At 60.3% G+C, this 12,625-nt stretch carries 11 protein-coding genes; 3 read left to right on the top strand and 8 right to left on the bottom strand.

Annotated elements, in window-relative coordinates; translation table 11 throughout:
• Nucleotides 1-112: 112 nt before the first annotated feature.
• Complete coding sequence (locus tag ABD112_RS02070) at nucleotides 113-811, top strand: potassium channel family protein (protein ID WP_343922730.1); 699 nt, start codon at nucleotides 113-115, stop codon at nucleotides 809-811.
• A gap of 34 nt (nucleotides 812-845) precedes the next feature.
• Here the strand turns inward: ABD112_RS02070 and ABD112_RS02065 are convergent, their stop codons facing one another.
• Together ABD112_RS02065 and ABD112_RS02060 are read right to left on the bottom strand one after the other, a co-directional pair.
• Nucleotides 846-1,724 carry a Rossmann-fold NAD(P)-binding domain-containing protein gene (locus tag ABD112_RS02065; protein WP_343922728.1) on the bottom strand — a complete coding sequence of 293 codons (879 nt, stop codon included), beginning with the start codon at nucleotides 1,722-1,724 and terminating at the stop codon, nucleotides 846-848.
• Between the two features lie 236 nt (nucleotides 1,725-1,960).
• Nucleotides 1,961-3,175, bottom strand: coding sequence for an NADP-dependent isocitrate dehydrogenase (locus ABD112_RS02060; protein ID WP_343922726.1), 1,215 nt, complete (start codon nucleotides 3,173-3,175; stop codon nucleotides 1,961-1,963).
• A gap of 105 nt (nucleotides 3,176-3,280) precedes the next feature.
• Here ABD112_RS02060 and ABD112_RS02055 point away from each other — a divergent pair, with 105 nt between their 5' ends.
• Nucleotides 3,281-3,733 (top strand): GNAT family N-acetyltransferase, encoded by a 453-nt coding sequence (locus tag ABD112_RS02055; protein WP_343922724.1) that lies wholly within the window; start codon nucleotides 3,281-3,283, stop codon nucleotides 3,731-3,733.
• Between the two features lie 24 nt (nucleotides 3,734-3,757).
• The gene (locus ABD112_RS02050; protein WP_343922722.1) at nucleotides 3,758-4,069 is read left to right on the top strand and encodes an MGMT family protein; all 312 of its coding nucleotides are present in this window, start codon (nucleotides 3,758-3,760) and stop codon (nucleotides 4,067-4,069) included.
• Between the two features lie 52 nt (nucleotides 4,070-4,121).
• On the opposite strand, the gene ABD112_RS02045 is transcribed toward ABD112_RS02050, so the two are convergent.
• The 6 genes from ABD112_RS02045 to ABD112_RS02020 form a co-directional block, all read right to left on the bottom strand.
• Nucleotides 4,122-5,927, bottom strand: a complete 1,806-nt coding sequence (locus tag ABD112_RS02045) for an ABC transporter ATP-binding protein (RefSeq protein WP_343922720.1) — start codon at nucleotides 5,925-5,927, stop codon at nucleotides 4,122-4,124.
• Nucleotides 5,924-7,630, bottom strand: coding sequence for an ABC transporter ATP-binding protein (locus ABD112_RS02040; RefSeq protein WP_343922736.1), 1,707 nt, complete (start codon nucleotides 7,628-7,630; stop codon nucleotides 5,924-5,926). Before ABD112_RS02040 ends, ABD112_RS02045 begins: the two co-directional genes overlap by 4 nt.
• A gap of 273 nt (nucleotides 7,631-7,903) precedes the next feature.
• On the bottom strand, nucleotides 7,904-9,103 hold the full coding sequence (gene ddaH, locus ABD112_RS02035) for a dimethylargininase (protein WP_343922718.1): 1,200 nt from the start codon (nucleotides 9,101-9,103) through the stop codon (nucleotides 7,904-7,906).
• A gap of 66 nt (nucleotides 9,104-9,169) precedes the next feature.
• Entirely contained in the window at nucleotides 9,170-10,771 is a 1,602-nt protein-coding gene (gene purH, locus ABD112_RS02030) for a bifunctional phosphoribosylaminoimidazolecarboxamide formyltransferase/IMP cyclohydrolase (protein WP_343922717.1), read from the bottom strand.
• Nucleotides 10,772-10,776: 5 nt separating this feature from the next.
• Nucleotides 10,777-11,361 (bottom strand): phosphoribosylglycinamide formyltransferase, encoded by a 585-nt coding sequence (purN, locus tag ABD112_RS02025; RefSeq protein WP_343922715.1) that lies wholly within the window; start codon nucleotides 11,359-11,361, stop codon nucleotides 10,777-10,779.
• Nucleotides 11,362-11,370: 9 nt separating this feature from the next.
• Nucleotides 11,371-12,621, bottom strand: coding sequence for a cell division protein PerM (locus ABD112_RS02020; RefSeq protein ID WP_343922713.1), 1,251 nt, complete (start codon nucleotides 12,619-12,621; stop codon nucleotides 11,371-11,373).
• Nucleotides 12,622-12,625 lie beyond the last annotated feature (4 nt).

Below are 12,625 nucleotides of genomic sequence, written 5' to 3'. Positions count from 1 at the left end.
GTCATGAAGACCTTCGGTCGAGGATGTGAGGGTGGTACCCACATCCTGCCGGAGGTCTTCGCTAACTCAAACGATCACAACGTCCCGGGGAACTACAGCTAGCGCAGCCGCCGTGTTCTTGGCTGCCTACGCGTGGGAGGTGATCGCGAACCTCACCGGCAGAGCGATGCTCATTGCGGAGATCATCATCGCCGTCACCTGGGTGGTGTTTGTCGTGGACTACCTGGTGAACCTGATTCTTGCCGAGCGACGCTTGCACTGGTTCACTCGGCATCTCTTCGATCTCTTGGTCGTCGTGCTGCCGATGTTGCGCCCGCTGCGCCTCCTGCGCCTGGTCACGCTGCTGAGCGCACTCCAGCGGCGAGCGGGAAGTGCCGTCCGTGGCAGCGTACTCATTTACGCTGTTGGTGCTTCTCTCCTGTTAGTGTTCGTGGCCGGGCTCGCCATTCTCGACACTGAACGCAACGCCGCGAGCACCCAGATCTCGAATCTCGGGGATGCCATCTGGTGGGCTTTCGTCACAATCACGACCGTTGGGTATGGCGACATCTACCCCGCCACGACGCTCGGGCGAGTAATCGCGGCAGGTGTCATGGTGGCGGGTATCGCCCTGCTCGGTGTTGTTACCGCAACCCTCGCCTCGTGGATTGTCGACCGGGTTGCCGCCCAGGATGAACTCTCGCACGTCGCTACCCGCCGCGAAGTCACTGAGCTCACCGAACAAGTAACGCAGCTCAAGCAGGTACTCCTCGAGCATGCTGCAGAAATGGCCACGGTAACCGGGAACGAAAAAAGGGAGAAGACTTTTTGATGGAGCGAAAGGCGGGCGGGCGCAGCCTCATTTTCTACGAATGACGGACGCCAACACCCTCCAAAACAGCCGCATACCCTTCCCGATAGCTGGGGTAGGCGAACTCGAATCCAGATTCCCGAAGCCGGGTGTTGTGGCATCGTTTGCCGTGGCCGAGCCCACTGCCGCTGGTCGCACTGCCGCTGCTGGTGCTGCCGGGGCCGGGGCCAACCTGCGGCACCGGGCGATCGAGCTTGCGTGCCAAGAACTCCACAATCTCGCGCTGATCAGCTGGGCAGTCGTCAACGCCGATGTATATCGTCGCCGGCCTGTCGTTCATAGTCGTGAGGTGCACGATGGCCGCGGCTGCGTCGTCGCGATGGATCAGATTGGTGAACCGTGGTTCGAACGAAATCGTCTCGACCCCGTCACGGATGCGGTCAATCTGTCGAGTGCGACCGGGGCCATAAATGCCCGCCAGGCGCAGAATGGTCGCGTCAGGAATCTTGTTGAGAACCAGATCCTCGGCCTCTCGCAACACGACAGCTGTCGACGCGGTGGGTTCAGCAGCAGTCGATTCATCAACCCAGGAACCGTCAACTACGCCGTAGACCGCAGTCGATGACACGTACACGACCCGTGGCGGCACAGTGCAATCACGGCGGATGGCCGTTGCGATATTGCGCACGCTGTCTACATAGGCCGCACGATATCCATCGACGCTGCGAACATCCGGACTCATAGCAATCATCACGATGCTGGTGTCTGCTGGCAGCGTCGGCACTTCTGTGGACAGGTCGACTGACTGCCCTTCGATCTCGGGCGGCAGTTTCCCTATCGACCGTCGCAGTCCCATCACTCGATGCCCTACAGCCGCGAACCGCAGCCCGGTTTCAGTACCCAGGTCGCCACAGCCTGCAATCACCACGGTCATTGCTGTCTCCTCAGATAACGCAGCTCGTCCCGAATTCACCGCGTGCCGGTAGACCAGCAGCTAGGAACGGTATAAGAGTATCGATGCATCGTGAGAGATCACCTGCGAGTGTTCGACAAGCAGAAAGGCCCGGAAGCCGAAGCTTCCGGGCCTTTTTGAGCGTGCTGACCTCAGCGAGGTCGCCGCTAGCGAAGTGAGCTGCAGTTACGCGAAGCTCTGCTTACCCCAAGCTCCGCTTATGACAAGCGCAGCGCGAGGTTCTTGTCGAGCGTGTCGAGGAACTCTTCGGTGGTTTCCCACTTCTGGTCGGGTCCGACGAGGAGCGCGAGGTCCTTTGTCATGTGACCGTCTTCGACGCTCTTGATGACGACGTCTTCCAGGGTCGACGCGAAGTCGATGAGTTCCTGGTTGCTGTCGAGCACGCCGCGGTGAGCGAGTCCACGGGTCCACGCGTAGATCGAAGCGATCGGGTTCGTGGACGTTGGCTTGCCTTGCTGGTGCTGGCGGTAGTGACGAGTCACGGTGCCGTGAGCTGCCTCTGCTTCAACAACCTTTCCGTCTGGCGTTGCCAGAACGGAGGTCATGAGGCCGAGCGAGCCGAAGCCCTGAGCTACGGTGTCTGACTGAACGTCACCGTCGTAGTTCTTGCAAGCCCAGACGTAGCCGCCCTCCCACTTCATGGCCGATGCGACCATGTCGTCGATGAGGCGGTGCTCGTAAGTAAGCCCTGCTGCGTCGAACTTGTCCTTGAACTCAGTCTGGAAGATCTCTTCAAAGATGTCCTTGAAGCGACCGTCATAGGCCTTGAGGATCGTGTTCTTCGTCGAGAGGTACACGGGGTAGTTGCGCGTGAGGCCGTAGTTGAGGCTGGCACGAGCGAAGTCAACGATCGAGTCGTCGAGGTTGTACTGAACCTGGGCGATACCGTCGCCCGGAGAGTCGTAAACCTCAAACTTCATGGGCTCTGAGCCGTCTTCGGGAGCGAACTCTACGGTCAGCTTTCCCTTGCCCTTGAACCGGAAGTCGGTTGCGCGGTACTGGTCACCGAAAGCGTGACGGCCGATGATGATCGGCTTGTTCCAGCCCGGAACGAGACGGGGGATGTTCGAGATGATGATGGGCTCGCGGAAAATCACGCCGCCCAGGATGTTGCGGATGGTGCCGTTGGGGCTGCGCCACATCTTCTTGAGACCGAACTCTTCAACGCGCGCCTCATCGGGCGTGATCGTTGCGCACTTGACGCCAACACCGTGCTTCTGGATGGCGTGAGCCGCATCGATGGTGATTTGATCGTCGGTTGCGTCGCGGCTTTCAATGCCGAGGTCGTAGTACTCGAGGTTGACGTCGACGTAGGGGTGGATCAGGGTTTCCTTGATCCGGTGCCAAATAATGCGCGTCATTTCGTCGCCGTCGAGTTCGACGACGGTGCCTTCTACCTTGATCTTGGACAAGCTTTGCTCCTTAGTTAGTGGCCTCTACCAGCTTACTCTTTTTCTTAACTATCTCGACATAGAGATACCTTGGCGCATCTGTCTACCTCGGGTTAGCCTGTATCCATGGGCGACTTACGACTTGAAGAGCTATCGGCAAGCACTATTGTTGCCGCCAACAATCTCTCGCTGCGACGCGGGCAGGAGCAGTTTGTTACGCCGCCTTCCTACGCGATCGCGGACGCTTTTATCGATCCACTTACCTCGTGGCCCCGCGTTGTTCTCGATGGCGACAAGGTTGTTGGGTTCATTCGCGGCAACTTTGACGCCAATGCTTCGCAAGAAGAGTTCCGCAGTTGCATCTGGCGTGTCAGTGTTTCTGGCGACGCCCAGGGCGAAGGCGTTGGGCGCTTCGCCGTCAAGGCACTCAGCGAAGAGGCCCGCAGTCGTGGCTTCGACCGCATCACCGCCATCTGGGAAGAGGGCGACGACGGCCCCGAGCAGTTCTTCCTCAAGGTCGGCTTCATCGTTGTTGGCGAAACCCAATACGGCGAGAAGCTCGGCGAGTACACCTTCTAACGCCGCGCGCAGGTTTGAGAACTCGTGCACCCTCCCGGCGACGACTTCGTCAGCCGAGTGCTTGCTGTCGTCGACGCGATTCCCGCCGGCCAGGTGATGACCTACGGCGATGTGGCAGCGACGATCGGCTCTCGTGCCGCGCGAGCCGTCGGCACCGTCATGGCACGCTACGGCTCTGAGTTCACATGGTGGCGCGTCATTCGTGCGGGCGGGCATCCACCGGTCTGTCACGAAGATCAGGCACTCTCTTATTACGAGCACGAGTCAACGCCTCTGAAATGGATGCCCGACGGCAGCTACCGCGTCAACCTGAGGCTCGCGCGCTACCGCCCCTAGCCGCTCATGCCTCTGCGGACTGGTGGTGGTTAGGGGCGACCAGGGTCAAGCGCTAAACGAGCGAGTCGCGCCACGCTGCGTGCAACTGCGCAAAGCGTCCCGTTCCCGAGATGAGATCCTGCGGTGTTCCGTCTTCGACGATCCGACCGTGCTCCATGACGAGCACGCGGTCAGCGATCGCTACCGTCGATAGGCGGTGGGCGATGATGATGGCGGTGCGATCGGAGAGCAGCGTTTGAAGGCCGGCCTGCACGAGTCGCTCGCTCGGAATATCCAGTGACGCGGTAGCTTCATCCAGAATCAGCAACACCGGGTCCGCAATGAACGCCCGCGCGAACGACAACAGTTGTCTCTGCCCGGCACTCACTCGCCCACCACGCTTGTTCACGTCGGTCTCATAGCCGTTGGGCAGAGCCTCGATGAATTCGTGTGCCCCCACAGCTTTCGCGGCCTTGATGATCTCCTCCCGGGTCGCATCGGGCTTGCCGAGGGAGATGTTGTCTGCGACGTTTCCCGAGAAGAGATACGCCTCCTGGGTGACCATCACGATCGCGCGGCGAAGATCTTTGGGGTGCAGCTTGCGCAGATCGACGCCGTCAAGAGAAATAGTACCCTGGCTCGGGTCGTAGAACCGGGAGATCAGCTTCGCAAGGGTAGATTTTCCGGCACCCGTCGTGCCCACCATCGCAATAGTTTGTCCGGCCGGCAGTTCAAGATCGAACTTAGGCAGAATCACCTTGTCAGAGTTGTAGGCAAACTCGACGCCGTCGAATTTCACCGTTCCGCTGGCCTTGCGCAGGTCAATCGGAGTGGTGGGGTCGGCAACACTCGGCCGCTCTTCAAGCACACCAGAAATTTTCTCCAGTGCTGCAGCTGCCGACTGATACGAGTTGTAGAACATCGCCATCTCCTGGGCAGGAGCGAAGAACTGGCGGGCATACAGCAGAGCGCCGAGCAGCGCGCCGATCGCCAGATCACCCGTCGAAACGCGCAACCCGCCGATCAGCAGGATCATCGCCAAAGCAACGTTTCCAATGAGAACGAGACCGGGGTCAAAAATTCCGAACAGGCGGATGACGCGGGCGTTGGCATCCCGATAGTTCTCGACAAGCCCGCCAAAGTGTTCGCGGTTGCGCTCCTCTTTGCGGAATGCCTTGACCGCACGAATGCCCGTCATGGTCTCGACGAAATGCACGATCAGCTTGGCCGAGGTCGTGCGAGTTTCGCGGAAGTGCAGTTGCGAACGCAACTGGAACCACCGGGTGAGGAAAGCCAGCGGGATGAGCGCGCAGAACAACACGACACCGCTTACCCAGTCGAGCGAGAACATCGCGATGGCAATGAACACCATGTAGAGGGCGCCCTGAACGAGCTGGTTGATGCCAGAGTCGAGCAGTTCGCGGATCGCATCGAGGTCACTGGTTTGACGCGCGATGATGCGCCCAGAGGTGTAGCTTTCGTGGAACTCGAGACTCAGCCGCTGGGTGTGCAAGAACACACGCTTGCGCAGGTCAAAGAGAATCGCTTGGCTCACCCGCGCGCTCAGCACGGTGTACCAGGCGATCATCGTTGCTCCAGCAATGCCGGTAATCAGGTAGGCGACGACGGTAAACACGAGCGGCAGACTGTTGCCATTGATGAGAGCAGGAAGCGCTCGATCGATGCCGTAGGCGATCAGTGCCGGGCCTGCAACCTGCGCCGCGGTGCTCACCACGACGACAGCCATCGTGAGAATCACACGGGCGCGCAGCGGCGAGATCAGCGATCCAAGCAGGCGCAGCGAGCGCTGCCGAATTTGGCGGCTCTCGTCTTTCGTGTAGTCGTTGCGCTCTTCGCCGGAGGTTCCCATTACGCTCATGAGCTGACCTCCTGTTCCTCTTCTTCGAGACTCGATATGACGTAGCGATAGTGGCTGCTGGTCGCCAAAAGGTCGGAATGCCTTCCGACTGCGGTGACCTTGCCGTCTTCGAGCAGAGCCACCCGATCAGCGAGCATCACTGTTGATGGACGGTGCGCCACGATGAGCCCGGTCGTGGAGCTCAGAATTCTGCGCAATGCGGCTTCGACGAGTGCTTCAGTATCGACGTCGAGTGCAGAGAGCGGATCGTCAAGCACGAGCACCGCTGGCTTCGCTGCGACCGCGCGAGCAAGTGCGAGGCGCTGGCGCTGACCGCCCGAGAGGCTAAGCCCCTCTTCACCAACGAGGGTGTCGAGCCCGGCTGGGAGGTCGTATACAAAGTCGGCCTGAGCGATGCTGAGTGCTTCGCGCAGTTCTTCTTCAGTCGAGTCCGGGCGGCCCATGAGCACGTTTTCGCGCACACTCGAGGAGAACAGGGTGGCGTCCTCAAAGGCCATCGCCAGGTGTCGTCGCAGTTCGAGCAACGTCAGGTCACGAACGTCGACACCGTCGATAGTGATCGACCCCTCGGTGACGTCATACAGGCGGGTCGTGAGCGCGGTAATCGTTGACTTGCCCGAACCGGTCAACCCGACAAGCGCCATGGTCTCCCCCGGCTCAATGCTCAGGTTGACGCCGTTGATGAGGTCGGGAACATTCGCGGGTGAGTCTGGGTAGCGGAAGTGCACATTGGTGAACTCGAGGTGACCCTTGCTATCCACAATCGTTTCTGGGTGCTCGGGGTTGGTAATGGCGTTCTCAGTGTCCATCACTTCGAAGAAGCGGTCGGCGGCCGTGCGGGCGTCGAAGGTCATTGAGAGCAAGAAGCCGATGGATTCCACCGGGAAACGCAAGACGGTTGCAGTGGCGAAGAACGCCACCAGATCGCCGGCAGAGATGTTGCCCTGAACGACAAGCCAGACACCTCCGAGCAGTCCAAGAGCAAACATCACGTCAGGCACAAGAAGCAGCCACAGCCAGATGCCAGCGATGGCACGCGCTTTCTCGATCTCGGTACCGCGCAGGCTTTCTGCTTGGGCCGAGAAACCTGTCAGCGCATGATTGCCACGACCAAACGCTTTCAGCACACGGATGCCGTGCACCGACTCCTCAACAGCGGTTGCGAGGTCTCCGGTTTGGTCCTGGCTGCGACGAGCCACAATCGAGTACTTCTTTTCGAAGACGTAACCGTAGATCCAGAGAGGAATCGAGGTGACGATGAAGATGACGCCGAGCACCCAAGAAATGTTCACCAGGAAGATGAGACCGACAACGATTGTGAGCACATTGACGACGAGAAGCACCAGGCCGAACGATAACCAGCGCCGAATCAGATTGAGATCGCTGACGGCGCGCGACAACAACTGACCGCTCGGCCACCGGTCGTGGAAGCTCACGGGAAGATGTTGCAGCGTCATGTAGAGGGTGTTTCGCATTCGCGCCTCAACATGCGTTCCCGGCGTCAGCACAAAGAATCGACGCAGCGCGATCATGATGGCCTCGACAACGCCGAGCCCCAAGACGATATAGAACGCCGGCCAGATCTGCGATGAGTCGCCTGATTGCAGCGGTCCGTCAACCAGCGAACGCAGAACCTGCGGGATCAGCAGCGCAACGACGCCAGCGGCGAGCGCAGCACCCATTCCTAAATAAATGTGTGGCATCGCCGACTTCGCGTAGGGGTAAAGCCGGCGGATCGCCGCAAAAGTGCCGACCGCTTTAACGCGCTCGGGCTGGACAGACTGTTGTGACACCGTGGTTCCTTGACGAGTGGGGATCACCGCCAACGGTGATCGCATTTACTGCGGGCCGCTTCAGTCGCGGCCGTGAACCGCTGCATCATGTCGGGGGTGACGCTGAGCAGACAGCTTTTTAGGATATGCCTGCCACAGCGTATTCACAATCGTTAAACCACGATTTTGTGAAATTGACTCAATTCAGCGGATGCGCACCGAAAGGCACGTAACGCAGCCTTCCATCTTCTCAAACTCTGACACGTCGACCGTGACAACGCGATACCCGAGATTTTCGATGAGTGCCGCAGTCTTAGGCGCAGAGGACGACATGAGCACAGCGTCATCCGATAGCACAACAACAGCGGCGCCCTCGGCCTCAGGAACAGCCAAGAAACGATCGTAAAGGTCAACGTTGTCGACGAGATCGGCGTAGCCAATAACGGTTCCGTCAGGCAGAGCCGTAACTCCACTCTTGAGGTGCAGAACCTTCTCAACAGGAACGGCAATTACTGAGTAACCCAGAGGGGAAACCAGGGCGCGAAGCTGGCGGATGCCTTCGGCGTTCGTGCGCCCACCGCGACCGACGTAGACGGTAGAACCAACCTTGAGCACGTCACCGCCGTCGAGAGTGCCGGGCTGGGTGATCTCGTGCACTTCGAGCGCGAGCGCTGAAACACTGGCGCGCACGGCCTCAACCTCGGCTTGACGGCTCTCAGCACCGGGGCTCGTGAGCACCGCAACGTCACCGAAGATCACTACAGTGTCTTCGATAAAGACAGAATCGGCGAGCTCGTCGGCTGCAGCAACCTCAATGGTCTCGAAACCGTTGGCGCGCAGTGCTTCGACGTAGCCCTCCCACTGGGTGTCAGCGAGGTCAGCATCCACAGGAACGCGGTCGAGATGGGTGAGTTCACCCTCCGCCATACGCGACGACGGTGCGCGAACTAGGGCGATCAACCGAGTCGGCTCGACTCCGCCCGCAGTGAATGCGTTCCAGACGCGGCGACCAACAGTCATCGCAGCGATGACGGTGACGACAACAAAGATCAGGTTGGTGCCCAGGAGCGTAGCAAGGATGAACGTGAACGCCTCAGCGTTCAGTTCGGCGCCAGTCGCAATAATTCCGAGCGCTGTGCCCGCGATTGCCGAGACGATACCGAGCACAAGGCCAACAACCGCTGCCGTGAACCAGTAACGGTGGATCTCCAGCGCGGAGACAAGCGAATAGAGCACGAAGAGCACTGCTGCCATCGGGAAGAAGTACTCAGCGATCGCTGGCAGATTCTCGGCTGCTGCACCGTTCGCTATAAAGAACGCCAATCCTGTTGCTAGATATACGGTGCCAGCGACGGCAATTCCAGAAATAAACGCTGCGGCTAAACGCCGACCCACACTAATCATGGTCCCCAACATATCGGTCGAAACATATGCGTTTGCCTTACGCCGTTAATTGGCTCTTTCTGCCCGCTAGTGGAAGAAGTGGCGCTCGCCCGTGAAGTACATCGTGACGCCCGCTTCGATCGCTGCAGCGATCACTTCTTCATCGCGAATGGAGCCACCTGGCTGAACCACAGCGCGAACACCAGCGTCAAGCAGCAGCTGCAAGCCATCAGCAAAGGGGAAGAACGCGTCGCTGGCCGCAACCGAGCCCGCGGCGCGGTCGCCGGCACGCGAAATCGCCAACTGGCAGGAGTCAACCCGGTTGACCTGCCCCATGCCCACGCCGACGGATGCTCCACCGTTGGCCAGCAAAATAGCGTTCGACTTCACGGCGCGCACTGCTCGCCACGCAAACTCAAGGTCCGCGAGAGTGTCAGCGTCTGCCGCATCGCCCGCCGCCAGCGTCCAAGTGGAAACTGGCGCAAAGTGGTTATCGAGCTGCTGCACAAGCATGCCGCCCGAAATTTGGCGAATCTCACTACCCTCGCGACCATATGCCTCGGGCAACTGCAGCAGTCGAAGGTTCTTCTTCGCCGTCAAAATCTCGAGAGCTTCCGGCTCGAACCCTGGGGCAACAACAACCTCGGTGAAGATCGGCGAAATCGACTCTGCCGCGGCCTTGGTGATGATGCCGTTTGCTGCGATGACTCCGCCATACGCCGAGATCGGGTCGCACGCGTGCGCCAAAACATGAGCTTCTGCGATCGTGGCCGCAGTGGCGATTCCGCACGGGTTAGCGTGCTTGATGACCGCAACAGCCGGAGTCTCGTGGTCGTAGGCGGCGCGCAGGGCGGCGTCGGCATCCACATAGTTGTTGTACGACATCTCTTTGCCACCGAGTTGGGTAGCCTGAGCGATTCCGCTCGAGCCGGCTACTCCGTAGAGCCCTGCCTGCTGGTGCGAGTTTTCGCCGTAGCGCAGCACCGCGAGTTGATCGGCGGCAACGTCAATGTGGGTGGGGAACGCGGGGGCGGATGCCGCGGCATCCGCATCTCCCAGCAGTGCGCCGGTCAGGAACCACTGCGATACCGCGGTGTCATAGGCGGCGGTGTGCGCGAAAGCCTGAGAGGCGAGGGCGTAGCGCTGCGCAAAGCTCGTTCCGTCTCCGGCTGCCGCGGCGATGATCTCGTCGTAGCTGTCTGGACTTGTGACGATCGCAACGTTGGCGTGGTTCTTGGCTGAAGCGCGCACCATGGCGGGGCCACCGATGTCGATCTGCTCAACGATGTCGGCAGGCATTGCGCCCAACGCAACTGTCTCAACGAAGGGGTAGAGGTTGACAACGACGAGGTCGAACGCCTTGATGCCGAGCTCGTCAAGCTGTGCTTCGTGCGATTCGAGGCGAAGGTCGGCGAGGATTCCCGCGTGCACTGCGGGGTGCAAGGTCTTGACGCGACCGTCGAGCGACTCGGGGAAGCCTGTGACGCTTGACACCTCGGTGACCTCGTGGCCGGCAGCAGCAATCGTCTTGGCGGTCGAACCGGTCGATACCAACTCAACACCGGCTGCCGCGAGCGCGCCAGCAAGTTCGAGAAGCCCCGACTTGTCACTCACCGAAATGAGGGCGCGGCGGATAGGAACAACGTCGCGTTCGCGAAAGTCAGCAGGGTTATGGCTTGGGCCGCTCATAAGATTCAGAGTTCCTTTAGGTTGATGCGGTTAGTGGCGATGTCTTTGATCGTTTGCACAAGAAGGCGGCGCTCGACCGGCTTAATGCGTGCGTGCAAATGTCCTTCGGTATCTCCGGGCTCGATCGCGACGCGCTCTTGCACGATGATCGGACCACTATCGACACCGTTGTCGACCTTGATAACGCTGGCACCCGTCTGAGTTGCACCGGCGGTGAGAGCATCCCGAACCGCGTGCGCACCCGGGAATTCAGGGAGGTACGCCGGATGCGTGTTAATGATGTTGGGGGACAACGCTTCGACCACCCGCGGCGGCAGCAATTTCATGAAACCGCTCAGCACCACGAGGTCGGCATTCCACAGCTGGATTTGCTCAAGCAGCTCGTCGCCCCACTCCTCGCGACTAGCGAAGCTGGACATGGGAACCGAGAAAGTGGGGATGCCGTAATGCTCGGCATGATCGAGGCCGTCGGCGGCACGGTCGGCGCCAACAGCGAGGACGCGCGCCGGAAAATCGGCGCTTTCGGCCGCTTCGAGCAGGGCCGCGAGGTTAGACCCGCCCCCTGAGATCAAGACAACGAGTGTGAGCACCCACCCAGCCTAGCGCTGCGTGAACCCGTCATCTGCCCGCTCTGGGCGTGCAGAAGTCAACAAACCGAGACCAGCAGCGACCGAGAACTCCACGAAGGCCCACGCTGTGACTATCCAAGGCTGAGGACCAACATGACTGAGGCGCCCCGGTCCAGCAGAACCCGCCGAAGCCCACACGAGCAACCCGATGATCGCTGCCGCCGCCACGCCTATACCCAGAGCCACGATCGCCAGCTCGCGACGACGCAATTCGCCAGCAATACGCGGGCCAAGAACCGCCGCCACCAAGAATCCAACAACCACCGGGGCAAGAAGCCCAACATAACCGAACGCAAAGTCGCCAATGGGCAGAGCGCCCAGCACCGGAATCGCCGGAATCGGACCCAACGACGTAGCCAGCGGTGACACCGTGGAACCCACGCCAATGGCGAAGCCAGGACCCACCAACCAGGACGTGGCCCAGAGAACAACGTTGGGCAACAGCGCGAGCTGCCCAAGGGTTACTGCAACGCCGCCAAGCACCTCAGTGTGCAGCGCTTCATACAGACTGATGATCTCGGCATAGGACGTGATAATCGCCAGCATCGTGGCAATTGACGCGATCGTCAGCAATCCGGCAGCCGCGATTGCACCGCCTCGCAGCGACGTCGCCAGGATTGTGCGCACGTGAGACGGCCATCCGAGAACCCACCGGCGAACCGGGCCAACAACGCGACTCTTCGTGCTCACCACTTGGCTGCCAATGAGGAGGCCAACCGCAAACACCACCGTCGGCAAGAGCGCGCCCTGCCACAGCGAGGGATTCGCAACCGGATGCTGCGCCGAAAGCGTGACAATCAGCGACGCAAGCCCAAACGTGACGAGTGACGCAAAGGTGCCAAGCAGCGCGTGGGTTGTCTCTGCGACGCGGCGGCCGGCCCGAACACCCAAGAGCACCGTGAGCAGCGAAAAACCGAGCAGCGCGATCGTGATCGTCACGGGTGTGCTCGCCGCAGCGAAGCCAAGCGACTTCGAGACAGTTGGATCCAACACCACCGTCATATCAACGCCATGGCCGACCAACCAGATGTCTACAGCCGCACGCCAGAACACTGTCCAATCGATCGCAAGACCGTAATGGATGCCCCACAAGAGCGTAAGCGGAACCAGCGGTATCGCAATACCGATAGCGACCACTAAGAGAGCCTCAAAGGCGGCGAAGAGGAGGGTGAGCTGGCGATTCATGTCGAACGTGAGCGTACCCCCACTCTCAGCCGCCACGGCG

It is taken from the genome of Rhodoglobus aureus, assembly GCF_039527955.1.
Taxonomy (GTDB): Bacteria; Actinomycetota; Actinomycetes; order Actinomycetales; family Microbacteriaceae; genus Rhodoglobus; species Rhodoglobus aureus.
The sequence above is the reverse complement of the archived record's forward strand: the minus strand, read 5'-3'. Positions and strand labels throughout refer to the sequence as shown.